This is a genomic window from Stenotrophomonas sp. 3(2025) (assembly GCF_052665395.1).
Map to the genome: position 1 here is coordinate 1 of NZ_JBQOIF010000013.1, position 24,899 is coordinate 24,899.

The 24,899-nt window shown below is 65.3% G+C and carries 21 protein-coding genes; 10 read left to right on the top strand and 11 right to left on the bottom strand.

Going from position 1 to position 24,899, the window contains the following annotated elements; genetic code table 11:
• Positions 1 to 551: 551 nt before the first annotated feature.
• Both gcvT and gcvH read left to right on the top strand, forming a co-directional pair.
• Positions 552 to 1,664, top strand: coding sequence for a glycine cleavage system aminomethyltransferase GcvT (gcvT, locus tag ACUXVE_RS11445; protein ID WP_093818685.1), 1,113 nt, complete (start codon positions 552 to 554; stop codon positions 1,662 to 1,664).
• A gap of 94 nt (positions 1,665 to 1,758) precedes the next feature.
• Positions 1,759 to 2,154: a glycine cleavage system protein GcvH gene (gcvH, locus tag ACUXVE_RS11450; RefSeq protein ID WP_059064838.1), complete on the top strand. Its 396-nt coding sequence runs from the start codon at positions 1,759 to 1,761 to the stop codon at positions 2,152 to 2,154.
• A 283-nt stretch (positions 2,155 to 2,437) separates the two neighbouring features.
• Here the strand turns inward: gcvH and ACUXVE_RS11455 are convergent, their stop codons facing one another.
• Positions 2,438 to 2,818: a hypothetical protein gene (locus ACUXVE_RS11455; protein WP_222388535.1), complete on the bottom strand. Its 381-nt coding sequence runs from the start codon at positions 2,816 to 2,818 to the stop codon at positions 2,438 to 2,440.
• A gap of 112 nt (positions 2,819 to 2,930) precedes the next feature.
• Here ACUXVE_RS11455 and ACUXVE_RS11460 point away from each other — a divergent pair, with 112 nt between their 5' ends.
• Entirely contained in the window at positions 2,931 to 3,458 is a 528-nt protein-coding gene (locus ACUXVE_RS11460; protein WP_025877789.1) for a hypothetical protein, read from the top strand.
• A 63-nt stretch (positions 3,459 to 3,521) separates the two neighbouring features.
• Here the strand turns inward: ACUXVE_RS11460 and ACUXVE_RS11465 are convergent, their stop codons facing one another.
• A complete protein-coding gene (locus ACUXVE_RS11465; RefSeq protein WP_093818683.1) occupies positions 3,522 to 4,442 on the bottom strand; it encodes a LysR family transcriptional regulator in 921 nt (306 codons plus the stop codon).
• Positions 4,443 to 4,554: 112 nt separating this feature from the next.
• On the opposite strand from ACUXVE_RS11465, the gene ACUXVE_RS11470 reads away from it, so the two are divergent.
• Positions 4,555 to 5,313, top strand: a complete 759-nt coding sequence (locus ACUXVE_RS11470; RefSeq protein ID WP_222388537.1) for an SDR family NAD(P)-dependent oxidoreductase — start codon at positions 4,555 to 4,557, stop codon at positions 5,311 to 5,313.
• A 105-nt stretch (positions 5,314 to 5,418) separates the two neighbouring features.
• Here ACUXVE_RS11470 and ACUXVE_RS11475 read toward each other — a convergent pair whose 3' ends face one another.
• On the bottom strand, positions 5,419 to 6,819 hold the full coding sequence (locus ACUXVE_RS11475) for a serine hydrolase domain-containing protein (RefSeq protein WP_093818681.1): 1,401 nt from the start codon (positions 6,817 to 6,819) through the stop codon (positions 5,419 to 5,421).
• Positions 6,820 to 7,106: 287 nt separating this feature from the next.
• On the opposite strand from ACUXVE_RS11475, the gene ACUXVE_RS11480 reads away from it, so the two are divergent.
• Positions 7,107 to 8,435, top strand: coding sequence for an NTP/NDP exchange transporter (locus ACUXVE_RS11480; RefSeq protein ID WP_445514437.1), 1,329 nt, complete (start codon positions 7,107 to 7,109; stop codon positions 8,433 to 8,435).
• A gap of 76 nt (positions 8,436 to 8,511) precedes the next feature.
• The gene (locus tag ACUXVE_RS11485) at positions 8,512 to 8,862 is read left to right on the top strand and encodes a DUF1304 domain-containing protein (protein WP_222388539.1); all 351 of its coding nucleotides are present in this window, start codon (positions 8,512 to 8,514) and stop codon (positions 8,860 to 8,862) included.
• A 505-nt stretch (positions 8,863 to 9,367) separates the two neighbouring features.
• Here the strand turns inward: ACUXVE_RS11485 and ACUXVE_RS11490 are convergent.
• From ACUXVE_RS11490 to ACUXVE_RS11500, 3 genes are all read right to left on the bottom strand, one after another.
• Complete coding sequence (locus tag ACUXVE_RS11490) at positions 9,368 to 9,835, bottom strand: hotdog fold domain-containing protein (RefSeq protein ID WP_025877801.1); 468 nt, start codon at positions 9,833 to 9,835, stop codon at positions 9,368 to 9,370.
• A 72-nt stretch (positions 9,836 to 9,907) separates the two neighbouring features.
• Positions 9,908 to 12,385 carry an acyl-CoA dehydrogenase gene (locus tag ACUXVE_RS11495; protein WP_222388540.1) on the bottom strand — a complete coding sequence of 826 codons (2,478 nt, stop codon included), beginning with the start codon at positions 12,383 to 12,385 and terminating at the stop codon, positions 9,908 to 9,910.
• Positions 12,382 to 13,299, bottom strand: coding sequence for an alpha/beta fold hydrolase (locus tag ACUXVE_RS11500; RefSeq protein WP_222388541.1), 918 nt, complete (start codon positions 13,297 to 13,299; stop codon positions 12,382 to 12,384). Before ACUXVE_RS11500 ends, ACUXVE_RS11495 begins: the two co-directional genes overlap by 4 nt.
• A gap of 142 nt (positions 13,300 to 13,441) precedes the next feature.
• Between ACUXVE_RS11500 and ACUXVE_RS11505 the strand changes: the two genes are divergently transcribed.
• Positions 13,442 to 14,044, top strand: coding sequence for a TetR/AcrR family transcriptional regulator (locus ACUXVE_RS11505; RefSeq protein WP_025877807.1), 603 nt, complete (start codon positions 13,442 to 13,444; stop codon positions 14,042 to 14,044).
• Between the two features lie 138 nt (positions 14,045 to 14,182).
• Here the strand turns inward: ACUXVE_RS11505 and ACUXVE_RS11510 are convergent, their stop codons facing one another.
• From ACUXVE_RS11510 to hslO, 3 genes are all read right to left on the bottom strand, one after another.
• A complete protein-coding gene (locus tag ACUXVE_RS11510; protein WP_140227782.1) occupies positions 14,183 to 16,945 on the bottom strand; it encodes a TonB-dependent receptor plug domain-containing protein in 2,763 nt (920 codons plus the stop codon).
• A gap of 374 nt (positions 16,946 to 17,319) precedes the next feature.
• Positions 17,320 to 18,174 carry an XOO1806 family protein gene (locus ACUXVE_RS11515; protein ID WP_093818675.1) on the bottom strand — a complete coding sequence of 285 codons (855 nt, stop codon included), beginning with the start codon at positions 18,172 to 18,174 and terminating at the stop codon, positions 17,320 to 17,322.
• A gap of 120 nt (positions 18,175 to 18,294) precedes the next feature.
• Entirely contained in the window at positions 18,295 to 19,188 is an 894-nt protein-coding gene (gene hslO / locus ACUXVE_RS11520; RefSeq protein WP_093818674.1) for an Hsp33 family molecular chaperone HslO, read from the bottom strand.
• A 77-nt stretch (positions 19,189 to 19,265) separates the two neighbouring features.
• Here hslO and mtgA point away from each other — a divergent pair, with 77 nt between their 5' ends.
• The 3 genes from mtgA (at position 19,266) to ACUXVE_RS11535 (ending at position 21,532) form a co-directional block, all read left to right on the top strand.
• Positions 19,266 to 20,015 carry a monofunctional biosynthetic peptidoglycan transglycosylase gene (gene mtgA / locus ACUXVE_RS11525; protein WP_025877813.1) on the top strand — a complete coding sequence of 250 codons (750 nt, stop codon included), beginning with the start codon at positions 19,266 to 19,268 and terminating at the stop codon, positions 20,013 to 20,015.
• A 106-nt stretch (positions 20,016 to 20,121) separates the two neighbouring features.
• On the top strand, positions 20,122 to 21,141 hold the full coding sequence (locus ACUXVE_RS11530; protein ID WP_093818673.1) for a glycosyltransferase family 2 protein: 1,020 nt from the start codon (positions 20,122 to 20,124) through the stop codon (positions 21,139 to 21,141).
• The gene (locus tag ACUXVE_RS11535; RefSeq protein WP_093818672.1) at positions 21,101 to 21,532 is read left to right on the top strand and encodes a CBS domain-containing protein; all 432 of its coding nucleotides are present in this window, start codon (positions 21,101 to 21,103) and stop codon (positions 21,530 to 21,532) included. Before ACUXVE_RS11530 ends, ACUXVE_RS11535 begins: the two co-directional genes overlap by 41 nt.
• Before the next feature lie 548 nt (positions 21,533 to 22,080).
• Here ACUXVE_RS11535 and ACUXVE_RS11540 read toward each other — a convergent pair.
• A complete protein-coding gene (locus ACUXVE_RS11540; RefSeq protein WP_445514438.1) occupies positions 22,081 to 24,054 on the bottom strand; it encodes an AsmA family protein in 1,974 nt (657 codons plus the stop codon).
• A 113-nt stretch (positions 24,055 to 24,167) separates the two neighbouring features.
• Positions 24,168 to 24,806 (bottom strand): PAQR family membrane homeostasis protein TrhA, encoded by a 639-nt coding sequence (trhA, locus tag ACUXVE_RS11545; RefSeq protein ID WP_093818670.1) that lies wholly within the window; start codon positions 24,804 to 24,806, stop codon positions 24,168 to 24,170.
• Positions 24,807 to 24,899: the final 93 nt, after the last annotated feature.

The following is a 24,899-nucleotide window of genomic DNA, read 5'->3' on the forward strand; positions in this document are numbered from 1 at the left end:
GCCAAGCCTACAAGGACGTACTTGCGGCGCCCTCTGCACAGCCCACCCGCCCGACCTCTGACAGTTCCCGGTGGCGTCCACCCACGGAAAAAGAAAATAAGAGCAAAGCAGAAGCGGGTCGCTGCGCTCGCAGGTCATGGCCGGGGCAGGATTTCTTTTCCGCAGGAAAAGAAATCCCGCCCCTCTCCTTATATGTATCGACATCCACAACCGCTCTTGCCTTCCGTCCCGTCATCAGGAACCTGTCGGGGTGGGGCGGTGTGGGGTGGAGGGACCGCAGGCGCCATGGATGGCGCCTACGAGCCTACACGGACGTACTTGCGGCGTGTCCCGCAACCCCACATCGCCCCACCAGCCCACAGACGTCGCCGAGCCGATACGCTTTGGCCGTTGCCGTTGCCGTTGCCGTTGCTGTTGCCGTTGCCTGGCTTGTAGAAAGCGCCCGCCGGCCGCAGGCCGGCCAACATCCCCCCGCTGCGCTGCGGCGCGACCTGCGGCCGACCGATCTGGGATAATGCGCGTTCTTGTTTCCTCTGCTGCCGGACCCGGTCATGACCCAGAAGACGCTGCTCAACGATACCCACCGCGCCCTTGGCGCCAAGATGGTCGATTTCGGGGGTTGGGACATGCCCATCCACTACGGCTCGCAGCTGGACGAGCACCACCTGGTGCGTCGTGAGTCGGGCGTGTTCGACGTCAGCCACATGACCGTGGTCGACCTGCGCGGCGACCAGGTCAAGCCGTTCCTGCGCCGCCTGCTGGCCAACTCGGTCGACAAGCTCAAGGCCACCGGCAAGGCGTTGTACTCGTGCATGCTGAATCCGCAGGGCGGCGTCATCGACGACCTGATCGTCTATTACCTGGGCGAGGACTTCTTCCGCATGGTGGTCAATGCCTCCACCCGCGAGAAGGATCTGGCGTGGCTGCGCGAGCAGGCTGCGCCGTTCAACGTCTCGGTCGAACAGCGTCCGGACCTGGCGATCCTCGCCGTGCAGGGTCCGCAGGCGCGCGACATCGTCATCGGCCTGGCCCGCGAAGCCGACCGTGAGTCGCTGGGCAAGCTCGGCCGCTTCGCCGCGCTGCAGGTGCAGTCAGACGACGGCGTTGAACTGTTCGTCGCCCGCACCGGCTACACCGGCGAAGACGGTTTCGAGATCCTGCTGCCGCAGGATGCCGTGGTCGCGTTCTGGAACCGCTTGCTTGCTGCCGGCGTGAAGCCGGCCGGTCTCGGCGCGCGCGATACCCTGCGCCTGGAAGCCGGCATGAATCTGTACGGCCAGGACATGGACGAAGCGATCAGCCCCTACGAAGCGGCGCTGGCCTGGACGGTGTCGCTGGACGAAGGCCGTGACTTCATCGGCCGCGACGTGCTGGAGGCGCAGAAGGCCGCCGGCAACGCACGTCAGATGATCGGCCTGGTGATGGATGAGAAGGGCGTGCTGCGCCATGGGCAGGCGGTCACCACCGCCGGCGGCCAGGGCGAGATCCTGTCCGGCACTTTCTCGCCGACCCTGGCCAAGGGCATCGCATTCGCGCGCGTGCCGGCCGGTGAACTCGGCCAGGTCACCGTCGACATCCGCGGCCGTCAGGTGCCGGTGCGGGTGGTCAAGTTCCCGTTCGTGCGCGAAGGCCAGGCCCAGCCCGGCGTGCTCACCGACGCGTGATCCAAACGTGCCGGTCGTCACTGCCAGCAGTGGCGGCCGGTTGGTTACACTAGCCCCGTTTTTTCCACCCCCTGCATATCTCTGGAGCAGTCCCATGAGCGAGATCCCCGGCGACCTCAAGTTCCTCAAATCCCATGAGTGGGCCCGTGTCGAAGGCAATGGCCGCGTGACCGTCGGTATTTCCGACCACGCCCAGGGCCTGCTGGGTGACCTGGTCTACGTCGAGCTGCCGGAAGTCGGCGCGACCGCCAAGGCCAACGAGCAGATCGCGGTCGTCGAGTCGGTGAAGGCCGCCTCCGACGTCTACAGCCCGATCAGCGGCACCATCGTCGAGGTCAACTCGGCACTGGCCGACAAGCCGGAAACCATCAACGAAGACGCCTACGGCGATGGCTGGATGTTCGTCGTCGAAGTGTCCAACAGCGACGAGCTCAACGAGCTGCTGGACCCGGACGCGTACGCCGAAGGCCTGGAAGACGACGAGCACTGAGTCGTCGTTTCCCCGGTACGAAAACGGCCACCCTCGGGTGGCCGTTTTCGTTTTGGAGGAGGCTTCGAACTTATGCCGGCCGGTTCGCTGCATGCCATCGCCATGGCATCAGTCGGTGTTGAGCGCGGGCAAAAGGCGTGCGCAGTTTTGCGCAAATCCGCGTTTCCACCCCCGCGGCGGCGCGCCCGGATGTGAAAAGTTTTTGGCCTTGTTGCAGGTCCGTTGTGCTGGCGTTGGCGCGTGCGTTGCCATGCATGGCCGCGTCGCCGCGTGGCGTTCCGCTTCAGACCCCTACATGACGCAGAGTGCTTATTTCAAGTGTTTTTTCTTCGCTGTTCGTGCGCAGTTGATGGCAGCGACGATGCGCGATGCAGTGTTTGCCGTCGCTCGCGGAGGAACATCGGCAGGCGCGGGAAGGGCTTCCGGGACGCGGCGGATGTGAAAATTTTTCGCGGGGGTTGTTGACAGTAAAAAAAACCGTGATTAGGTTTCGCCTCAGCAGACCTTGCCTGCCAAACCGAGTGCGCAGAATCAATCGTCCGATGCGAAGCAGCCCCTCGAAGACCACCGCGATCCTGACGACGGTGGAGATGGCCCCGCTTCCCCTCGAGAAATGCAAGGCGACCCCTGTTCCGATGCCTGCTCCGCCGATCGTGGCGGGCATCACCGCATCCGTAACGGCGCGCCTGACGCGCCGGCGGTCCCCGCACGCAGCATGGGCGGGTTTGATCCACCTGGGCGTTTCAACTCCCTATCACTGACGAGGAGCCATCACCATGGCAACCAAGAAAGCTGCGAAGAAAAAGCCCGCCGCCAAGAAAGCGGTGAAGAAAGTCGCCAAGAAGGCCGCTGCCAAGAAGGCAGTGAAGAAGGTCGCGAAGAAGGCGACCGCCAAGAAGGCAGTGAAGAAGGCTGCCAAGAAGGTCGCCAAGAAGGCCACGGCGAAGAAGACAGTGAAGAAGGCGGCCAAGAAGGTAGCCAAGAAGTCCGCTGCCAAGAAGGCCGTCAAGAAGACCGCGAAGAAGGCCGTCAAGAAGGTAGCCAAGAAGGCCACCAAGAAGACTGCCAAGAAAGCCGCCAAGAAGACCACTGCCCGCAAGCCGGCCAAGAAGGTCGCCAAAAAGGCAGTGAAGAAGGCGACAAAGAAGACCGCCAAGAAGGCAGTGAAGAAGACTGCGAAGAAGGCGACCAAGAAGGCTGCCCCGAAGAAGGCTGCCAAGAAGGTTGCCAAGCGCAAGCCAGCCGCCCGCAAGAAGAAGGCCGCTCCGGTGGCCCTTCCGGCAACTCCGGCACCGCTGATCTAAGTACTTCCCGATAGCCGTACCCTGAGACCCCTTCCCCGACTGCCCAGCGGGGAGGGGGTTTTTTTATGGGCTGCCTGCGCCTGGCCAGCTGCGTTCACCCGCTGCGTCGCAGGGAAACCGTTCGACCAGGAAATCCACGAAGCTGCGCAGCCGGGTCGAGTGATAGCGGTCGTGCGCATGGACCACGTGCATGGGCCGACCGTGCCGGCCATGTTCCGGCAGCAACGGGACCAGCCCACCTGCATCGATGTCTGCTGCCAGCAGCAGGCTCGACTGCAGGATGATGCCCTGGCCCTGCAGCGCGGCCTGGCGCAACGCTTCGCCGTTGTTGATCTGCAACCGTCCCGGAGGCGGCGCTGGCAATGCCACTTCGTTGCCCAGCCAGTGCGACAGCGCAGCCGGGTCCAGCGACAGGCATTGATGCTGTCGCAGTGCCTGCACGCTGTGCGGCGTGCCATGCCGTGCGAGATAGGCCGGTGACGCACACAGGGTCAGCCGATAGGGGCTGAGCGGGCGCGCCACCAGATGCGTGGTGTCAGCCAGCGTGCCGATGCGGATGGCGGCCTCGAATCCCTCATCGGCCAGTTCGACCACGCGATCGGTCAGGACCAGTTCGACACTGACCTCGGGGTAGCGGTCCATGTAGGTCGACAGTGCCGGCACCAGCGCATGCGTGCCGAAGATCACCGGTGCACTGATCCGCAGCGTGCCCGCCGGTGCCAGATGGTGATGCTGGGCCTGCGCATCGGTTTCCTCCACCAGGCGCAGGATCTCCTTGCAGCGGCCGTAGTAGGCCTCACCGAAAGCGGTCATGTGCTGCCGACGGGTCGTGCGGCTCAACAGCTGCATGCCCAGCCGTTCTTCCAGGGCGCGCAGGTGCTTGCCGGCCATCGTCGCGGAGATGTCCAGTACCGAAGCAGCGGCACTCAGGCTGCCTTTTTCCACGGCCAGCACATAGACCTGCATGCTCTCCAACAGGTTCATCTGACACCCCGGGTTCTGAATGTTGAAACCTGGCCGGAGTTTATCAATCGAGGGTATTCAAAGAGCATGACCACACGGCCAGAGGGGCCGGCAGAACCTGGCAGGGCAACACATGAAACTGGATCTTGAAGGACGTACCGCGCTGGTCACCGGCGCAGGCAGCGGCATCGGCGCAGGTGTTGCGCAGGTACTGTCAACGCTGGGTGTGCGTGTGGCGATCACCGCGCGGCGGCAGGCGCCGCTGCAATCGGTGGCAGCCGCGATCGAGGCGGCAGGTGGGCCGCCACCGATCATGCTGTTGGGCGATCTGACCGACGCCAACGATGTGCAGCGCATCGCCAACGCCTCGCTGCAGGCGCTGCAGCGCGTGGACATCCTGGTCAACGCCGCCGGTGGCGCACGGTTGGCCGGGGTGGCCGCAGCAGACGAGGTGTGGGACGAGGCGATGGCACTGAACTTCTCGGCGGCACGACGGCTGACGCAGGCGTTGCTGCCGTCGATGCGGGCCAATGGCTGGGGGCGTGTGATCAACCTCAGCGGGTCGATGGAGCCGCGTGCGGTGAATGCCGCGAGCCCGGCAAAGGCGGCGCTGCATCTGTGGAGCAAGGGGTTGTCCTGCGACGTGGCGGGTGAGGGCATCACCGTCAATTCGATCGCGCCGGGGCGGATCAACAGCGCGCAGATCCTGGACCGGCTGCACCCCACCGAAGAGAGCCGGCGTGAGTTCATCGCCCGCAACATCCCGATGGGGCGTTTCGGCGAACCAGAGGAGGTCGCGCACCTGGTTGCGTTCCTGGCGTCGCCGTTGGCGGGGTACATCACCGGGGCGGTGATTCCGGTGGATGGCGGAATGCACTACTTCGCCCACTAGCCTCCTGCACGATCGGTCAGGGCGTGGCGCCACGTGGAGGACGCGCAAGCACATACGAAAAGGGCGACCCGAGGGCCGCCCTTCTTCAACGTCGAGCTCGCCAGCTCAGCGCGGCGAGGCCACCGCGCGGTTGCCCGAGGCACCCTTGCCCTTGCGCTTGTCCTGCTGTGCGGGGGCGGCGCCCTCGGCCATCAGGTTGTCGCTGCCGAAGTCGGTGTCCACGTCCAGCCAACGCTGCGACGGCAGGCCGAGGGCTGCGTCGAGCACGGTCGGCAGCAGGCCGCTGGGCAGGCCGCTTTCACCGTTCCACATGATGGCGATGCCGAGGTCGCGCTCGGGCACCAGTGCAACCAGGCCGCGGTAGCCCTGCACCGCGCCGGCATGGAACACGACATCGTGACCGGCGTAGTCGAAGGTGCGCCAGCCCAGCGCGTAGCCGGCCGAATGCAGGCGTTCGCGGCGCCAGCCCGAACGCATCTCGCCCGGTGTGTTGATCAGGCTGGAGTGCAGCGTGGCCAGCAGTGGCGCCGGCAGCACGTCCGGGCGGTGGCCGGTATGGGCCAGCAACCACTGCGCCATGTCACTGGCGCTGGCGTTGACGCCGGCAGCAGGGGCGACGCGGTAATAGGTCGGCTTCGGCGTCAGCGAGACCCAGCCGTTGCGGCTGCGCACGTGCGGGCGCGCCCAGCGCGAGCTGGCCTGGATGCCGGCCAGGCCGAGGCTGGCATCGTTCATGCCCAGCGGCTTGAAGATGCGGCGTTCGACCGACTGCTCGTAGAAGCTGCCGGAGGCGGCATACACGACGTCGCCGATCAGGCTGAAGGCCACGTTCTGGTAGGCGTAGCAGTCGCCCGGCAGGCACTTCAGGCTGGTGTTGGCCAGCTTCTGGGTCAGCGCGTAGTACTCGGCATTGCCTTCGATGTCGCGGTCATAGGCGTTGTACGGCAGGCCGACGCGGTGGCTGAGTACATCGGCCACGGTCAGGCGGTCGGTGGCCTCCGGCGAGTTCAGGCGGAAGCCCGGCACGTAGTCGGTGACCTTGCTGTCCCAGCGCAGGGTGCCATCGTTGACCAGCAGGCCGGCCATGGTGCCGGCGAAGGCCTTGGAGAGCGACGCCAGGCGGAACACGGTGTGGGCATCGACCGGCAACGGGTTGTTGACGTCGGTGACACCGTAGCCGCGCGCGCTGAGCACGCGGCCGCCCTGCACGATGGCCACTGCCATGCCCGGCACGCGCTCGCCATAGGTGAGCTGCTGCGCCATCGATTCGATGTTGGCGACGTTGAAACCAGCAGCGGGCAACTGCACCTGCGGCACCAGCCCGGTACGGTAGGCCGCAGGCTGGGTGTGGGCGACGGCGCCACCGGCAGCGGTTTCGATGTTGGTCGGCATCGGCGGCAACGCCGGCGGGGTCTGCGCGGTGGTGGACAAGGCAAGGGGCATCAACATGCCCAGCAAACCGGTGGCCGCCGAACGGATCGGACGACGCAGGCTGTTCTTTTTCATCGGTTGGAACCCGTGCGCGACTGCTGGGGATGATTCTAGCGCCGCTTTTCGCCTGTGCACAAACAAAGCGAAGATGAATGCGCATCTCGTTGAAAAAGTTGGATTTTTGACGCCAGAAAAGCGTGTATCACAAGGTGTCCGCCGGGCCGGTCCGTGACACTGCGTTGCAGCCATCGGCGCCGCCTGCGCTGGCGATGTTGCAGTGCATTGGATAACGTACGCGCTTCACTGCCCCCGGAGCCTGCCATGCCGCTGTCCAACCGCCGTTTGCGGGCGAGGGGAGCCGCGTGAGCGCGGCGCGTGAAAGCGGGGCACTGAAGGGCCTGCTGGCCGCGCTGCGCGAGTCGCCGGCACTGTGGTGGTCCTTCCTGTACTTCTTCTGCCTGCTCAGCGGCTACTACGTGCTGCGGCCGGTACGCGAGGCGATGGCCGCTTCGGCCGACCTGGAGACGGTGTTCCCGGCGGCGTTGATCGCCTGGTTCGCCAGCCATGGGATCGCCCTGAAGGACTTCGTCCTGCAGTTCCTGTTCTCCTGCGTGTTCGTGATCATGCTGGTGCTGCAGCCGGTCTATGGCTGGCTGGTCAGCCGCTTCCCACGGCGGGTGTTCCTGCCGGCGGTGTACGGATTCTTCATTGCCACCCTGCTGGGCTTCTACGCACTGTTCGACAGCGGCGTCCCCGGGCGCGGCATGGCGTTCTTCTTCTGGATCACCGTGTTCAACCTGTTTGCGGTCGCGGTGTTCTGGAGCTTCATGGCCGATGTGTTCTCCAACGCGCAGGCGCGGGCCTGGTACGGCTACATCGGTGCGGCCGGCACCGTTGGCGCCTTCCTCGGCCCGATCATCACCAGTGCGCTGGTGCAGCGGGTGGGCATTGCCAACCTGATGCTGGTTTCGGCCGGCTTCCTGGCGGTGTGCCTGTTGTGCATCTGGCGCCTGCGCCACTGGGCGGTACTGCGCGAGCGTGAGCAGCAGCTGGTGTCGGGCGAGCAGCCGATGGGCGGCAGCGTGCTTGATGGCCTGAAGCTGATCGCGCGCGAACCCCTGCTGCGCTGGCTGGCGATCATGGTGCTGTTCGGCGTGGGTGTCGGCACGTTGCTGTACAACCAGCAGGCCAGCATCGTGCGTGCCTCGTTCAACGATGCAGGCGCTGCCACTGCCTTCTTCTCGCGCATCGACCTGGCGGTGAACGCGCTGGCATTGTTGATGCAGCTCGGGCTGACCCGCTGGCTGCTGTCGCGCCACGGGATCGCCCCGGCGTTGCTGATTCCCGGTTTCGCGATCCTGATCGGCTTCTCGGTGCTGGCCGCATCGCCGATGCCGCTGATGGTGGCGGTGGTGCAGGTGATGACCCGCGCCAGCGAGTTCGCCCTGGCCAAACCGGCCCGTGAAACCATCTACACCCGCGTGGACCGGCAGTGGCGCTACAAGGCCGGCGCGGCGATCGACACGGTGGTGTACCGCGGCGCCGACCTGAGCTTCGCCTGGTTGCACAAGGGGCTGTCGCTGTTCGGTTCGCACGTGGTGTTCGTCGGTGGCGTGGTCGTCGCCGGCTTGATGACCCTGGCGGCGTTCGGTGTGCTGCGCGAAGAAAAGAAGCTGCCGCGCGACCGTTGATTTCCCGGGGTCAGATCCCTGTCTCGCAGTGGAAGGGATCTGACCCCATTCTCCATCCCTGTCCAAGGAACCGCCCATGTACTGGATCGCGCTCGCCCTGCCTCTGCTGGTCGCCCTGCTGCACGTTTATTTCCTGGTGCTGGAGATGTTCCTGTGGACCCGGCCGCTGGGCCTGAAGACGTTCCGCAATTCACCGGAGAAGGCGGAGACCACGCGTGTGCTGGCGGCCAACCAGGGCCTGTACAACGGCTTCCTGGCGGCGGGCATCGTGGTGGGGATGGTGCTGGCGCAGCCGGTGCTGGTGACGTTCTCGCTGGTGTGCGTGGTGGTGGCGGGGTGCTATGGCGCCTACAGCGTGAGCCGGCGCATCTTCATGATCCAGGCGGTGCCGGCAATCCTGGCGTTGGTGTTTCGCGCACTGGCGTGATTTCCGGCCAACGGCGCAGCCCCTCGTGGGTTGGTCGCGTAGAGCAGTTCATGTGTTTGGTGGGACGGGTGGGCCGTGCAGGGGACGCTGCAAGTACGTCCTTGTAAGCTCGATGGCGCCATCCATGGCGCCAACGCCCCTGCACGGCCCACCCGTTCCACCCCCGACAGGTTCCGTGCGCGGCCAGCCCACGGAGAAGAAAAGAAGATCAAGAGCAACAGCGGGTCGCTGCGCTCGTGGCTTCTGCGCGCATGAAAAAAGCGGCCACCGGGCCGCTTTTGCTTTTTGCTTTTGCTCTTCTTTTTTCTCTTGCGTGGGTGGACGCCGCAGAGATCTGTCAGAGGCCGGAGGGGTGGGATGCGCAGGGGCGTAAGCGCCATGGATGGCGCGCCCGAGCCTACAGGGACGTATTCACGGCGTCCCCTGGGCATCCCACCCCTCCGGCCCAACCGATGAACCGCTTTTCAGCATCCCCCCACGAGGGGCTGCGCCGTTCGCGGCAACATCACTTCGCCGGCGACACCCACATGTCGATGACCGCGCTGAACACCTCCGTCCCCGCGCGGTCGCGGACACTCACCGTCACCGGCAACGCATAGCCTTCGGTCGCCACCACGATCGGCTGCGCCGGCAATGCCGTCGCCTGCAGCGTGCCGCGCGCCTTGGCCAGGTACTGCACCTGCATGCCCTTCGGAATCCAGCGCATGCCCTTGGGCAGCGATGCATCGACCATCAGCCCGGCGGTCAGTTCGGCCAGGTTGCACATCGCGATCGCGTGCACCGTGCCGATGTGGTTGCGCACCTTGCGACGGTCGGCCAGCGTGCCCTCGCAGCGGCCGTTCTCCAGGCGCGTGATGCGCGGGGCGATGCTGGCGAAATAGGGTGCCTTGAAGCACACCGCGCGCGAGAACAGCCAAGTGCCGGCAGGCCAGCGCTGCAGGCGGTGATAGAGCGAAAGCAGGGGCGTGGACATGGCGGTTTCCGGTCGGCGGACAAAGCGACGGCGGGCCAGGCCCGCCGTCGAGGCAACGCGTGTCGCGGGCGATCAGGCCGCCTGCGAGTGCGGGTCCTTGTTCTGGCGGTCGTAGTAGCTGGCCGCGCGCAGTTCGTGGGTGTCGAAATCGTCCACGGTGATGGTGTCCAGGGTCAGCGTACGCAGCTCTTCCAGCAGGCTGCGCTCGTCCTGGGTGATCACGCCTTCGGCGACGGCTTCGTCCAGCTGCGCCTTGAAATCCAGCGCCTCGATGCCCTTGCTCTTCAGCGCCTTCAGGAACTTGCGCTCCACCGGCTCGGCCATGATCGCCTTGCTCAGGTAGCTGTTGATGCGGCCACCGGGGTTGTTCTCGCACGGGGTCAGGAACACGCCGCTGGCGAGGCGGTCGCGGGCTTCGTTCGGGGCCATCAGCAGCGCAGCCACGCGACGGCTCAGGCGATCACCCGGGGCCTCGGCACGACGGCCCAGCGGGAAGATCAGTGCCCACATCAACCAGCCGATCGGACGGATCGGGAAGTTGCGCAGGGCGGCCGACAGCGATTCCTCGATCTTGTGCACGCTGTCATGGAAGGCCCAGGCCAGCAGCGGCTGGTCGGCCTGCGGGGCGCCTTCGTCGTGGTAGCGCTTGAGCATGGCGCTGGTCATGTAGACATGGCTCAGCACGTCGCCCAGGCGGCCAGACAGCGATTCCTTGAACTTCAGCTTGCCGCCGAGCGTCATCATCGAGATGTCGGCCATCAGCGCCAGGTTGGCCGAGTAACGGTCCAGCTTGCGGAAGTAGCGGCGGGTGTAGGCATCGCCCGGGGCAGCGCCGAAGCGTGCGCCGGTCAGGCCGAACCAGAACGAGCGAACGGCATTGGAGATGCCGTAGCGGATGTGGCCGAACAGGCTGCGGTCGAAGTCCTGCAGGCCGGCACGGGTGTCGGGGTCCTGCGCGGCCTTCATTTCCTTCAGCACCCACGGGTGGCAGAGGATCGCGCCCTGGCCGAAGATCAGCAGGCTGCGGGTCATGATGTTGGCGCCTTCCACCGTGATGGCGATCGGCGCGGCCTGCCAGCTGCGACCGGCGAAGTTGCGCGGCCCCAGAATGATGCCCTTGCCGCCGATCACGTCCATCACGTCCGAGATCACTTCGCGGCTCATGTTGGTGCAGTGGTACTTGGCGATCGCCGACGGCACCGACGGCACGTCACCGCGGTCCACAGCAGCGGCGGTGGCCTGCGACAGCGCGCTGATCTTGTACGCCTTGCCACCGATGCGGGCCAGCGCTTCTTCCACACCTTCGAAGCGGCCGACCGACAGGCCGAACTGCTTGCGGATGCGCGCATAGGCGCCGGTGACTGCGGCACCGGCCTTGGCACCGCCGCTGGCGGTGGACGGCAGGGTGATCGAACGACCCACGGCCAGGCACTCGTTGAGCATGTTCCAGCCCTTGCCGGCCATCGCAGCGCCACCGATCAGCTGGGTCAGCGGAATGAACACGTCCTTGCCGCGGATCGGGCCGTTCTGGAACGTCGAGTTGAGCGGGAAGTGGCGACGGCCGATCTCGACGCCGGCGGTCTCGCGCGGCAGCAGGCCCAGGGTGATGCCGATGTCGCGGGTCTGGCCGATCAGGCCATCCGGATCGTACATGCGGAAGGCCAGGCCGATCAGCGAGGCGACCGGCGCCAGGGTGATGTAGCGCTTGTCGAAGGTCAGCTTGACGCCGAGCACCTGCTCGCCGTTCCACTCGCCCTTGCAGACGATGCCGTAGTCGGGAATGGAGGTCGCATCGGAGCCGGCGAACGGACCGGTCAGGCCGAAGCAGGGCACTTCGCGGCCATCGGCCAGACGCGGCAGATACTGGTCCTTCTGTTCCTGGGTGCCGTAATGCACCAGCAGTTCACCCGGGCCCAGCGAGTTGGGCACGCCGACGGTGGAACTGACCACCGAAGACACCGAGGCCAGCTTCTGGATCACCTTGTGGTGGGCCAGCGCGGAGAAGCCCAGGCCGCCGTATTCCTTCGGAATGATCATGCCGAAGAACTTGTTCTTCTTGATGAAGGCCCACAGTTCCGGCGGCAGGTCGGCATGGACGTGGGTGATCTCCCAGTCGTTGACCATCGTGCACAGCTGTTCGACCGGGCCATCGAGGAAGGCCTGTTCCTCAGCGGTCAGCTGCGGCTTGGGGTAGTTCAGCAGGATGTTCCAGTCAGGATCACCGGTGAACAGTTCGCCTTCGAAGCCGACCGAGCCGGTTTCCAGGGCGATGCGCTCGGTCTGCGACAGCGGCGGCAGCACCTTGCGGAACACCTTCATCATCGGGCCGGTCAGCAGCGGCTTGCGGATGAACGGAAGCAACAGCGGCACGACGATCACGGCCAGTATCGCGGCAGCGACGATCGTGGCGGTCTGGTTGACGTAGGGGATGAACCAGCAGGCCACCAGCAGGGCCACGCTGATCAGCGTCCAGGTCAGCAGGCGCATGCGGTGGTAGGCGACGAACGCGCCTGCCAGCAGCAGGGCGAGGAAGGGAATGACGAGGCTCATGAGCGTGCTCCGGTGACGTGCTCGTTTATGGCGGACGAAGCTGCAGCATCCGCTGCGGGCAACACGTCCAGATAGTCCAACACAGTAGCGGTAAAGGCGTCGTTGTCATCACCGGCGACCATGTGCGTGGCCTGCGGCAACTGTACGTGGCGCGCGTGTGGCGCCAATGCCAGGAATTCGGCCACCGTCTGCGGGGTGACCAGATCGCTGCGGCCACCGCTGACCAGCAGCAGCGGGCACTTCACCTGGCGCGCCGCTTCGGCCAGTGCATCCTGGTGCTGCTCGCTGTCACGGGCCAGTTCGGCCACCAGGCGCGGGTCCCAATGCCAGCGCCAGCGGCCGTGGCCGTCATCGCGCAGCAGGGCGCGCAGTGAATCTTCGGACTTGCGCGGGCGATGCGGCACATAGGCCGAGATCACATCAGCCGCCTGCGACAGTGAGGTGAATCCTTCCGGATGCGCGGTCATGAAGGCGAGGATGCGTTCGACGCCAGCGGTATCCCAGCGCGGGGTGATATCCACCAGCACCATGGCCGAGAACAGGCCGGGCCAGCGCGATTCGGCCAACAGGCCGAACAGGCCGCCCATGGAGGCGGCCACCAGCACCGGCGGGCGCGGCTGTTCGCCGGCCAGCACGATCAGGTCATCGGCGAACTGCTCGCCGTGATAAGCCAGGTCGGGCGCATTCCAGTCGGAATCGCCGTGACCGCGGGCATCGTAGGCCAGAGTCTGCAGGCCTGCGGCCGATAGTGCTCTGGCCGCGGTCGTCCAGGCATGGCGGGTCTGGCCAAATCCATGCGCGAACAGGACGCGCCCGCGACGGCCGGAGGTGCTGGCGGTTGCCGCCAGCGAGGCGCCGTGGGCGGCGTCCAGGCGCAGGTCATGGAATGCAGCGGGAGTAGGGGACATAACCATACTCGCTAGTATGGATTGGTTCGGCGGGAAGTCAATACTGCAGGGTATGGTTTGCTGCGAAAATGCCTCCCGGCCCGGCTGTCGACGGTTTCGGCCGCAACCGCGTACTGCAACGAACCCCGGCGTATGGTTAAATCAGCACATGAATCAACCTGACGCTTCCGCCGGCGAACCGCGTGCCGGCCGCAACAGCCGCCTGAGTGCCGAAGACTGGGCCCAGGCGGCCCTCGATCTGATTGCCGAGCAAGGTGTGAGCGCAGTCGCGGTGGAGCCGCTGGCGCGCCGCCTTGGCGTGACCAAGGGCAGCTTCTACTGGCACTTCCCCTCGCGTGATGCGCTGCTGCAGGCCGCACTGGAACGCTGGGAACTGTTCGAGCAGGAACAGGTGTTCGGCAGCCTGGAAGACGTGCCGGATCCGCGCGTGCGCCTGCGCCAGCTTTTCCAGATGGTGGCGCACGAAGTGCAGCCGCACATCATCTACAGCGAGTTGCTGAAGGCACTGGACCATCCGATGGTGCGGCCGGTGATCGACCGCGTGTCGCAGCGTCGCCTTGACTATCTGATCGCCTCGTTCCGCCAGGCCGGGCTCAGCTCGACCGATGCGCGCCATCGTGCGCGCTTGGCCTACGCAGCGTATGTGGGCTTCCTGCAGTTGTCGTTGCAGCTGCAGCAGCCCAAGCAGGCGCGCGAGGATTTCGAAGCGTATGTCGAGCATCTGATCGATACGTTGATTCCGAACGGCTGAGGCGTTCTTCATCGCTGGATGCTGAAAGGCCGCGGCAGTGCCGCGGCCTTTTTCGTTGGTGTTGACGCCAGCAGCGAACGTACAAAAAACAACGGCCCCTTTCGGGGCCGTTGCTGCATCAGCTGATCAGTGGAGCGATCAGAACTTCTGCTTGTACTGCATGTACATGTAGCGGCCCGGCAGGTCGTACTGCGGGTCGAACATGTTGTACGAGGTGGAGTACGAGACCGGCGGCTGCTTGTCCCATGCGTTGTTCAGACCCAGCATGATCGTGCCCTTCCACGGGGTGTTGTAGCGCACCTGAATGTCGTGGTACGTGGTGGCACCCATGTGGTTCTTGCGACCTTCCGGATCCGAGCAGTAGCTGCGCAGCGCGCCGCCCAGCAGGCAGTCTTCGGTCATGCCCGACTTGTAGCGCAGGCCGTAGTTGACACCGAAGTCGCCGAAGGACCAATCGACATACAGGTTGGAACGGATGCGCCAGTACGGATCCTGGTCGAGGTAACGACCCTGGCGGCCTTCCACTTCCGAGTCGCGCGTGGCCTTGGTTTCCCACTTGGACAGGTAGGTGCTGTCCCAGCTGACGGTGAACTGGCCGAACGAGGTTTCCGGCAGGCGGTACAGGACACCCAGGTCCCAACCTTCCACCTTGTACGACGCCAGGTTCTGCAGCGGCATGTCGACGTTGGTGATGGTGTAACGCTGCGCGGTGGTGCCATAGGTCGGATCACGGGTGATCAGACCGCAGTACGCGGCCTGCTCGGCCGGCGAACCGCCGTAGCAGTAGTTCATGATGTCCTGGATCGCCGGACGGGTGATGGCGTCTTCGATCTTGATCTGCCACCAGTCCAGGGTCACGTTCAGGCCGGTCACGAAGCTCGGGCTCCACACCAGGCCCAGCGTCTTGCTGGTCGAGGTTTCCGGCTTCAGGTTCGGGTTCGACTTCCAGGTGAACGGTTCTTCGGTCTGCGTCGCGCCCGACTGCGGCACGCCGTCCTCGTCTTCCGTACCCGGCTGTACGAAGCCGGCCGGCACGCCCTGGGCAATACACTGGGCGAGCACGGCACCGGTCGGGCCATTGGCAGCCGCGCACGGATCGGCATAGGTTTCGTACGAATCGCCGTCACCACCGTACAGATTGCTGATGCTCGGCGCGCGGAAGCCTTCCGAGTAGTTGCCGCGGATCATCAGGTCGTCGATCGGCTTCCAGCGGAAACCGAACTTGTTGTTGGTGGTGTTACCGAAGTTGCTGTACTTCGAGTAGCGGGTCGCCGCGCTGAAGTCGAGCAGCTTGGCGCCCGGCAGGTCGGCCAGCACCGGGATCGACAGTTCCAGGAAGACCTCATCCAGGTCGTAGCCGCCCTTGGTCGGCTTTGCGCCGTTGCCGGTGCTCAGGCCTGCAGCGATGAAGGCGTCCGGATCGAACTGACCAGTCTCCTTGCGGTACTCGTAACCGGCAGCGAAGGCCAGAGCGCCGGCCGGCAGCTGCACGATTTCACCGGAGATGTTGGCGTAGTAGCCCTTGGATACCAAGCTCGAAGAATCGTGTGCGGTGAACGAGGTGTAATCGATTGCGGCCTGGCTGATCGAGCCTTCCGGGCCCAGAGCGTTGACCGGCACGCACTCCGGAATGATGTCGCCGCCCGGGGCGGTGACGCAGACCGGCACGCCGCCACGCAATTCGGACGGGCCGTAAGCGTTGCGCAGGTTGGCCAGGTTGAACAGGCCGTAGGTCAGGTCGTTCTGGTCGGTCTTGTCGTAGCGGTAGCCGACATCCCAGTCGAAGTTACGGTCCGCGAACTCGAAGAAGCCTTCGAAGCCACCGTAGAAGTGCCAGTTCTTGACGTTCTGGTTGAATGAACGGCCGCCGCTTTCATTGAAACGACGGTTGACGCCGGTCAGGTCTTCACCCGTCGGGTTGTACATGCTGTTGGCGCTGAGGCGCATGCCGGTGACCGGCATGGCCGCCAGCAGCTGCTCGGACTTGCGCTCGTTGTACATCGCCTCGGTACGGAAGGTGATGTTGTCGGTAACGTTGTACGAACCAGAAGCGAACAGCGACGTACGTTCCTGCGGGGTCAGCAGGTAGTTGTCCGGGGCGGTGTTGTAGCCGTGGACGTTGGCGTTGAACGGCGTTTCCACGCCGTTGATCAGCACATAGCGCTCTTCGTCACGGATGTAGGAGCCCGGCATGCCGGTGCTGCTCTGACCACTGAAGAACGGCGGGCCGCCAGCGGAGATCTTGCGATCGCCGGCCATGACCTTGCCTTCCTTGACGTAGGAGACGCCCAGCATCACCGATGCGCGATCGGTGGTGGTGCCGATGGTGAAATCGGCCGCTTCACGCTCGCCGTCACCGTCGCTGTACTGGCCCTTGTAGAAGTTCGCTTCGGCGCCGTCGAAGTCCTTCTTGGTGATGATGTTCACCACGCCGGCGATGGCATCCGAACCATAGATGGTCGAAGCGCCGTCCTTCAGGATGTCGATGCGCTCGATCATCGCGGTCGGGATGGTGTTCAGGTCGACGCTGCCGTCCAGGCCGGTGGTCCAGCGACGGCCATTGACCAGCACCAGGGTACGGTCCGAGCCGAGGTTGCGCAGGCTGATACCGGCCGAGCCGTCACCGCCGTTGTTGAAGGTGCGGTTCAGGGCGGCACCGTTGGCGGCAACGCGCTGCAGGATGTCGGCGACCGAGGTCACACCCTGCTTTTCGATGTCGGCGCGGGTCAGGCTCAGGACCGGCTGCGAGGTTTCGATGTCGGTGCTCTTGATGCGCGAACCGGTCACCGAGATGCGATCCAGGTTGGTCGCTTCCTGCGCCTGGGCCGTTACGGACGTCGCCGCACCGGCGATCAGCGCGACGACGACAGCGTCACGCAGCTTGTTGGACTGGAAATTCATTGGCTCTCTCTCTCCAAGAAATCTTGGCTGGGGTAGTGCCTGCGCGGCGGTGCCAAAAAAGAAGGCTCCAAAATCGCGAGGCTGAATCGATAGTAACGGCCCCCAGCCAAAAATTAAAGCTGCGTTAATTCACGCTGTGGTTACACATGAATGCGCTTTGATTTCTTTTATTTCAATGAGTTATCTGAATGTGGGAAGGGGCGCAACCGCGCCTGCCTGGCCTCAACGCACAAAAAAGTTTCAGTTGATGCATGTCGTGATGTATCCGTTTGTAACGGATAGGTGCTTTTCGCACTTGACAGATGTGTCCAGAAACAATTCGGGCGCCCTGGGCGCCCGATGTTCAACACAGCTTGTTCGCGGTCGATGAGCGACTACAGATCCTGCTCGTAGCGCACGTACGGCACGGTGCCGTCATCGTTGCTTTCGTTGCGCGGGGAGAACGGGTTCTTGCCGCGGCTGATCACGTTTTCCGCGCCGACGGTGAGCTGGCCCGACCACGGGGTGCGCCAGGTCAGGCCGATGCCCAGGCCTTCCCACTTGCCGGGCTTGCCGGGAACGTCCACCACGCGGCCGATGATGCTGCCGCTGAAATTGCCGTAGCCGGCGCCCAGGCTCAGGCTCTTGCTGTCCCATCGGTCAACGATGGCCGGCGAGGCGTCGGCCAGGGGTACCAGGCGTGCCTTGGCATACGTGCCGGCGATGGAGACAAAGCCTTCGCGACCGATGTTCTTCTGCGCGAACACGGTCAGGTCATTCTGTTCGGCGCGCAGCGACGGGGTCTTGTTGGGCGTGGCCAGCCAGGCGGGCAGGGTCTCCCGGCCGGTGCCGGCAGTGATTCCCAGGCGGCCGGTGCCCCGGTTGAGCGCGGCGGTACCGGTCAGGCGCCGGTTGGAACCGATGGCATCGTCGTCGTCACCCAGGCTGGCCAGCATGCAATGGCTGGCCAGTCCGCTGATGCTGGAGCCGCTGCTGCTGTTGCACAGCAGGCCAAGCGAATCGCCCGAGGACAGGCCGAAGGCGGCATCGAGCGAATTGCGGCCGAAATGCCAGCGTGCGCCCACGGCCTGTTCACCGGTCGGTTCCAGGTACAGCAGGGCCTCGACCTTGCCACTGCCCTTGTTCCAGACCGGAATGACGGTGCGGGTGTCCTTGCTCTGCGCATGCACGCCCGTGATCGCGCCAAGGGCGATCAGCAGGGCCAGCGGTAGACGCAGGAAGGTACGCATCGGACCAGTTCAGACAGGGACGGGCAGTGAAAGTTCCCGCTGGGGCGGGAACTCGATCCTAGGGTGTTTATGAATTCTTAACAAGCCTTGTTCCTCCCCAGACACAAGACTCATCGGGTACTACTGAAGTCGTTCAGGTGCCGGCACAGCCCCCTGGGCACCGTGGAACAGTATGCCGAACTCCGTCAACGGAAAGTGATACTCCTGTCCGCAGAATTCGCAACGCACGTCCACCGCGCCGGTGTCTTCGGCAGCCGCACGGGCCTCTTCCTCGCCCAGCGAGACCAGCATCGAGGCGACCCGTTCACGCGAGCAGGAGCAGGCGAAGGACAGGGCCTTGTCACCCACCAGCTCCGCCTTTTCCTCGTGGAACAAGCGGTGCAGCAGTTCCTCGGCCGGGGTAGCCAGCAGCTCCGCCTTGCCCAGGGTGTCGAACAGTGCGCTGGCGCGGGACCAGCCATCGTCGTCGCCTTCATCGCCCGGCAGCTTCTGCAGCAGCAGGCCGGCGGCGCCGTCACGGCCGGCAGCCAGCAACAGCCGCGTCGGCAACTGCTCGGACTGGCGGAAGTAGTCCTCGAATGCTTCATCCAGTTCCGGCGCGGTCAATGCCACCAGGCTCTGGTAGCGCTGCGGTTCGCGCGGGTCCAGGCCCGGATTCTCGATGGTGATGGCCAGCAGGGCTTCCCGACCCAGGTCGGTCAGGTCACGGGGCGCGTCACCACCTTCGGCCAGCTGGACAATGCCGCGCAGGGTGCCGGCGGCGGTGCATTCGGCAAACAGGGTGCGCAGCGCGGTAGTACTGCGCAGCTGGATCGACAGGCGGCCGTCGACCTTGGTGTGGCCGGTGAACAGGGCCGACGCCACGCAGGCTTCGCCGAGCAGTTCGGTGGCGCTGTCCGGATACTCGCCGTGGGACTGGATGTCCTGCCAGGTGGCCTGCAGGCGCACGTGGACGCCACGGACACCGGCGTCGGGGAGCAGGAAACGGATAAGGGAATCGGATTGGGCGGTCATCGGCTCACATCGCGCGGAAACGGGGATGGTTGCCGGATAATGCGCCGACAACCAAGCATAAGAAGGATGCACCAGTAATGGGGGCAGGGGGAGAGCAGGACAAGGTAGTGGCCGCCGCCGACGCGGCACCGCGCAGGCGCTGGCGCTGGAAGCGGCTGCTGTGGCTGCCGGTGCTGTTTGTGGCCTTCAGCTGCCTGCAGGTGCTGGTGCTGCGTTTCATCGATCCGCCGCTGTCCACGGTGATGGTCTGGCGTTTCGGCGAGGCACTGGGTGAAGGCGACTGGTCCTACCGGCTGCACTACCAGTGGCGGGACCTTGACCAGATGGCGCCGAGCCTGCCGATTTCGCTGGTGGCCGCAGAAGACCAGCGCTTCCCCGACCACAGCGGGTTCGACCTGCAGGCCATTGAAAAGGCGCGCGACCACAACGCGCGGGGCGGGCGCCTGCGCGGGGCCAGTACGATCAGCCAGCAGGTGGCCAAGAACCTGTTCCTGTGGCAGGGCCGCAGCTGGATCCGCAAGGGCCTGGAGGTCTGGTACACGGTGCTGATCGAAGCCTTCTGGCCGAAGCAGCGGATCCTGGAGATGTACGCCAACATCGCCGAGTTCGGCGACGGTGTGTATGGCGCCCAGGCAGCGGCGCAGACATTCTGGGGCAAGGACGCTGCGCGGCTGAGCCCTGCCGAGAGCGCACGTCTGGCGGCAGTGCTGCCGGCGCCGCGTCGCTACAACGCGGCAAAGCCAGGCCCCTACGTGCAGCGTCGTGCAGCGTGGATCCAGCGGCAGGCACGGCAGCTGGGTGGAGCGGGGTATCTGGCGGAGGACTGAGAGACACGGGCCGTAGTGGAAGTACCGCTGGGATTGATGTGGCAGGCGGGCGCCGGGAGCCCCGGGCGGACGGGCTGCACGCCCCCCAACCACGTACAATCGCGCGATGACTCGCGAACGTCTTACTTTCGTCATCGCCGCGCACAACGAGGAATTGGCGCTGCCCCAGCTGCATCCGCGGCTGTGCGCGGTACTCGATGGCCTGGCTGGAATCGATGGGCGCATCCTGTACGTGGATGATGGCAGCAGTGACAGGACGTGGTCGTTGATCACATCGCTGGCCCAGGCCGACCCGAGGGTGTCGGCGCTGAAGCTGTCGCGCAACTTCGGCAAGGAGGCTGCGCTGACCGCCGGCCTGGACCAGGTGCGCGAAGGCGCGGCGATGATCCTCGATGCCGATGGCCAGGATCCGCCGGAACTGGTGCCGCACTTTGTGCAGCGCTGGCGCGAAGGCTACGACAACATCTACGGCACCCGCCTGGTGCGTGACGGTGAGAGCTGGAGCAAGCGTGCGACCGCATCGATGTTCTACCGGGTGATCGGACGCCTCTCGCGGACGCCCATTCCGGCCGATACCGGCGATTTCCGCTTGTTGTCCCCGCGCGCGCTGAGCGCCCTGCGCGAGATGCGCGAACGGCACCGGTTCATGAAGGGGCTCTTCAGCTGGGTTGGTTTCCGCCGCGTGGCGGTGCCCTATCACCGGCATGCCCGTTTGGCCGGCACCAGCAAATTCAGCCTGTGGCGGCTGTGGAACTTCGCGCTGGAAGGCATCACCGGCTTTTCGACGGTGCCGCTGCGGGCGGCCACCTACATGGGGCTGGCGACCGCAGGCGTGGCCTTCGTGTTTGCCATCTGGGTGATCGCCAAGGCAGCCATTTACGGCGACCGTGTGGCCGGGTGGCCGACCATGATGGCGGTGATCCTGTTCCTGGGCGGCGTGCAGCTGATCGCGCTGGGGCTTATCGGCGAGTACCTGGGGCGCCTGTACGAGGAGTCCAAGCAACGACCGTTGTACCTGGTTGACGCATGGTTGGCCCCTTCCGTGGCAGACTCGGAGCCGCAACCCACCCTGGGAGGGCAGGCAGATGACGTCGGTACGGCAACTGTTGGACGGCAAGTCCCCTGAAGTGCATGCGGTCGCGCCCGGCGCGGCGGTGATCGATGCGATCCGGTTGATGGCGCAGAAGGGCATCGGCGCGGTGCTGGTGATGGATGGCCCGCGACTGGTCGGGATCCTCTCCGAACGTGATTACGCACGCAAGATCGTGCTCCACGATCGTTCATCGCGTGACACCGCAGTGTCCGAAATCATGACCCCGGACGTAGTGACAGTGAGTCCCGGTGAGCAGGTGGAACATTGCCTGCAGCTGGTCACCGATTACCGCATCCGCCATCTGCCGGTGGTCGAGGGCGGGCAGGTACTGGGGGTGATTTCCATCGGTGACCTGGTGAAGTCGGTGATCGATGCGCAGCGGCGCGAGCTGGATCAGCTGCAGCAGTACATCGTGGCGGGGTGAGTTCTGTCGCTGGCGGGCCTGCGGCCCGCCGGCCCGCTTTCCGAAGCCTAAAGCCAAAGCAGCGCCTTCCTGATACGAGGGGGAGGCTGAGGGCATGGGCGTGCAGGACACGCCGCAAGTACCTCCCTGTAGGCTCGATGGCGCCATCCATGGCGCCAACGGTCCTGCACGCCCATGCCCTCAGCCTCTGGAAACGTTCCTGCGAGCGCGGTGGCTTTCATTCCGACAATCCGCCGTTGGTAGATGCCAACCTCGGTTGGCACTGCTTTTGATTCTGCTTTCTTCTTTTGATTTTGAATTCCCTGTTCCGCGCGCGCAGGGAACTGTCCGAAGCCGGAGCAAGGCGGCAGGCAGGACCGTGAGGCGCATGGATGCGCCATCGAGCCCCCATGGGTGAGGGCGCTTTGCTTGCGAAGCACTGCTTCGCAAGCGCCCGAACGCACAGCCGCCAGCGGCTGGGCCGGACCGCAGAGCGGGGTTCACGGCGTGTCCTGCCTGGGCCACCCGTCACCCTCGTCCCATTTGCAGTAGAGCGCCGAACGCCCGCTCTACTTCGCGTAGTGCCCACCGCAGTCGGCATCCTTGCCCGGCCCCAGTTCGATGGTGGCCAGCAGTGCCGCCGGCGGCGCGATGCTGCCCAGCGTCAACGCCACCGCACCGCGGATACCCAGCGCCTTGAAGTCCGGGCGGAACGAGGGGTCCTTGAAGGTGCCGCCGATGCGCAGCGGCGAGCGCAGCACCAGGATGCTCCTGTCCTTCGGTCGCGGCTTCAGCAGCAGGTCCAGCGTTTCATCGCGCAGGCTGACATCGCCCTCGCCGAGGATGATCGTATCGGTGGTGTCCACTGCCATCGACCGGGTGTGCATCAGGCCGTCGCGCACGCCGAAATCGGCGAAGGCGCAACGAAGAGGAATCTGTTTGTCGCCGGTGAACAGGAACTTCAGCGACTCGGTGATGTCCAGCCCTGCCACCTCCATCAGCAGGTTGCCGACATGGCCGCGGCCCATGCCCAGCGCCACGTCGCCGCTGCTGCCGCCGAGCATCGCTGCGATCGAGTTGCCGTTGCCGGTCAGATCAATGGCGCCGCTGATCCCGCCCTTGGCCTGCTCGGCGAGCTTGGCGTCGGGGAACAACTGGCCCAGCTGCACGCCGCGCACGCTGGCCTTCAACGAGGTTGCAATCTGCGGGCGACGTGCATCCATGCGGATCGTGCTGCGGATGTCGCCACCAGCAACGCCGAAGTTCAACGGGTCCAGCCGCAGTACACCATCGTCCAGCAGCAGGTGTGCATCCATGTCGTCCAGCGGCAGCTTCGGTGCATTGATGCGCTGGGCCTTCCAGCGCACGTCGGCGTCCATCGCGCGCAGCTTGCCCAGGTTGTACGGCGTGGCCGGCAGTACTTTCGCGCTGGCGGCCACGCGCGCTGCCTCGGCACGCTGTTCTGCATTGGCGGTCTCGCCGCCGCCGGTCTTCGGGGGAGCACCGACGAAGCCTGCAAGGTCATCGAAATCGAGGCGGCGCGACACCAGGTTCGCGGTCATCCGTGGGCGTTCCCTGGAGACATCGAACTGCACATCGCCGCCCAGGTCGCTGTCGCCGACTTTGCCGGTGAAGCGCTCGTAGCGCCACACCTGGTGATCGCGCTTCAGGCGGCCATCCAGTGCGTAGGGCGGGGAAGGTGGAATGGCAATGCCCAGCAATGGATACAGGTCGGCCAGGTCTTGACCGCTCAGCGCGAACTGCAGGTCGAATACCTGCAGCTGGAACGGGTTGGTCAAGGTGCCGCTGGCAACGGCATGGGTGGCTCCGGCGCGGCCATCCAGATGGATGCGGAAGGGATGGGCGCTGTCGGTCAGTTCCAGCGGCGATTCGGTGCCGCCGCTCAGGGTAAAGGGATTGCCCTGCCAGCGGCCCTTGCCGGCCACCAGCAACGGTGGTGCGGCGTCGGCCTGTTTCGGTTGCCCGCTGCGCACGTTCACCAGGATGTCGGTGCGGCCGAGTGCGTCGAGGAACTGCAGGCGACCATCGTCGATGAGCAGGCGCTTGAGCTGCGGCGTGGCGCCCCCCTTGCTGTCGCCGAGGAAGTCCCAGTTGCCGGGGGCGCCTTTGCGCGGGGCGGTCTCCAGCAGTACGTCCGGGCGGGTCAGGCGCACTTCGGGCAATTGCACGCTGCCACGCAGCAGCGGCCACACCCGTACGTCGATCTCGACCCGGTCGGCGCTGACCATGGTGGGCTGCTTCGCCCAGGGCGCATTGGCAAAGGTGAGGGTATCGGCGCGCACGGTGCTGGTGCGGCCGAGGTCGACATCCAGGTTGCCGATGTGCAGGGCGCGGCCGGTGCGCGCCTGTACCGCACGTTCGACCGGGCCCTTGAACCAGTTCCAATCCCAAAGGGCGATGAGGACCAGGATCGCCGCGAGCAGGAACACCAGCACGGCCAGCCAGCGCTGCCCGCGTGGACCGGGGCGACGCAGGCGCCAGCGCGACGCCTTGGGATCAGCAGGAGCAGGGGCAGCATTCACACCGCCATGGTTGCCCCGTCGGGGTGGACACGGCGCGAAGCGATCATGTGCATCGTGTGCAGGGCCGGTACCTGCTCGCCGACCAGGGGCCTGGCGTTACCGTCAATGCGGGGTCACAGCACCTGTCGGGTCACGGCGACGAAGTGGCAGACGCTGCCGCCGATCACGAACAGATGCCAGATCGCGTGCGAATAGCGAATGGATTCGCGGTGATAGAAGTAAGTGCCCAGCGTGTAGGACAGGCCGCCGCCGAACAGCCAGGCCAGCGTCCCGCCATCGATCGAGGCCCACATCGGCTTGATCGCCACCACCACCAGCCAGCCCATGGCGATGTAGATCACCGTGGACAGCACCTTGAAGCGGCCTGTGTAGAAGAGCTTGAACACCACCCCGCCCAGGGCCAGCGCCCAGATCGCGGTGAACATGCCCCAGCCCCAGGGGCCGCGCAGGCCGATCAGGGTGAACGGGGTATAGGTGCCTGCAATCAGTACATAGATCGCGCAATGGTCGAACACCTTCAGGCGGCCCTTGGCCTGCGGGTGCTGGATGGCGTGATACAGCGTGGAGGCGGTGTACAGCAGCAGCAGGGCGATGCCGAACACGATCGCGCTGGCCAGCTGCCAGCCATCGCCATAGATCGCGGCCAGGGTGATCAACACCGCGCTGGCGGCCAGGGCAAGCACCGCACCCAGCCCGTGGGTCAGGGCGCTGGCAATTTCTTCGCGGATCGAAACAGCGGAAGTCGTGGACATGGCATCGGCATCGTCTGCAGGGAGGGGGACCTGCACCCCCCTATCATCGCCGCGATGGCGGGCGCGCGCACCCCCGCCACCGTATGGTCGCTG

Coding starts and splice junctions, on each gene's coding strand:
- gcvT (WP_093818685.1), top strand. CDS start 552: ATGACCCAGAAGACGCTGCTCAACGATACCCACCGCGCCCTTGGCGCC.
- gcvH (WP_059064838.1), top strand. CDS start 1,759: ATGAGCGAGATCCCCGGCGACCTCAAGTTCCTCAAATCCCATGAGTGG.
- ACUXVE_RS11455 (WP_222388535.1), bottom strand. CDS start 2,818: ATGCCCGCCACGATCGGCGGAGCAGGCATCGGAACAGGGGTCGCCTTG.
- ACUXVE_RS11460 (WP_025877789.1), top strand. CDS start 2,931: ATGGCAACCAAGAAAGCTGCGAAGAAAAAGCCCGCCGCCAAGAAAGCG.
- ACUXVE_RS11465 (WP_093818683.1), bottom strand. CDS start 4,442: ATGAACCTGTTGGAGAGCATGCAGGTCTATGTGCTGGCCGTGGAAAAA.
- ACUXVE_RS11470 (WP_222388537.1), top strand. CDS start 4,555: ATGAAACTGGATCTTGAAGGACGTACCGCGCTGGTCACCGGCGCAGGC.
- ACUXVE_RS11475 (WP_093818681.1), bottom strand. CDS start 6,819: ATGAAAAAGAACAGCCTGCGTCGTCCGATCCGTTCGGCGGCCACCGGT.
- ACUXVE_RS11485 (WP_222388539.1), top strand. CDS start 8,512: ATGTACTGGATCGCGCTCGCCCTGCCTCTGCTGGTCGCCCTGCTGCAC.
- ACUXVE_RS11490 (WP_025877801.1), bottom strand. CDS start 9,835: ATGTCCACGCCCCTGCTTTCGCTCTATCACCGCCTGCAGCGCTGGCCT.
- ACUXVE_RS11495 (WP_222388540.1), bottom strand. CDS start 12,385: ATGAGCCTCGTCATTCCCTTCCTCGCCCTGCTGCTGGCAGGCGCGTTC.
- ACUXVE_RS11500 (WP_222388541.1), bottom strand. CDS start 13,299: ATGGTTATGTCCCCTACTCCCGCTGCATTCCATGACCTGCGCCTGGAC.
- ACUXVE_RS11505 (WP_025877807.1), top strand. CDS start 13,442: ATGAATCAACCTGACGCTTCCGCCGGCGAACCGCGTGCCGGCCGCAAC.
- ACUXVE_RS11510 (WP_140227782.1), bottom strand. CDS start 16,945: ATGAATTTCCAGTCCAACAAGCTGCGTGACGCTGTCGTCGTCGCGCTG.
- ACUXVE_RS11515 (WP_093818675.1), bottom strand. CDS start 18,174: ATGCGTACCTTCCTGCGTCTACCGCTGGCCCTGCTGATCGCCCTTGGC.
- hslO (WP_093818674.1), bottom strand. CDS start 19,188: ATGACCGCCCAATCCGATTCCCTTATCCGTTTCCTGCTCCCCGACGCC.
- mtgA (WP_025877813.1), top strand. CDS start 19,266: ATGGGGGCAGGGGGAGAGCAGGACAAGGTAGTGGCCGCCGCCGACGCG.
- ACUXVE_RS11530 (WP_093818673.1), top strand. CDS start 20,122: ATGACTCGCGAACGTCTTACTTTCGTCATCGCCGCGCACAACGAGGAA.
- ACUXVE_RS11535 (WP_093818672.1), top strand. CDS start 21,101: ATGACGTCGGTACGGCAACTGTTGGACGGCAAGTCCCCTGAAGTGCAT.
- trhA (WP_093818670.1), bottom strand. CDS start 24,806: ATGTCCACGACTTCCGCTGTTTCGATCCGCGAAGAAATTGCCAGCGCC.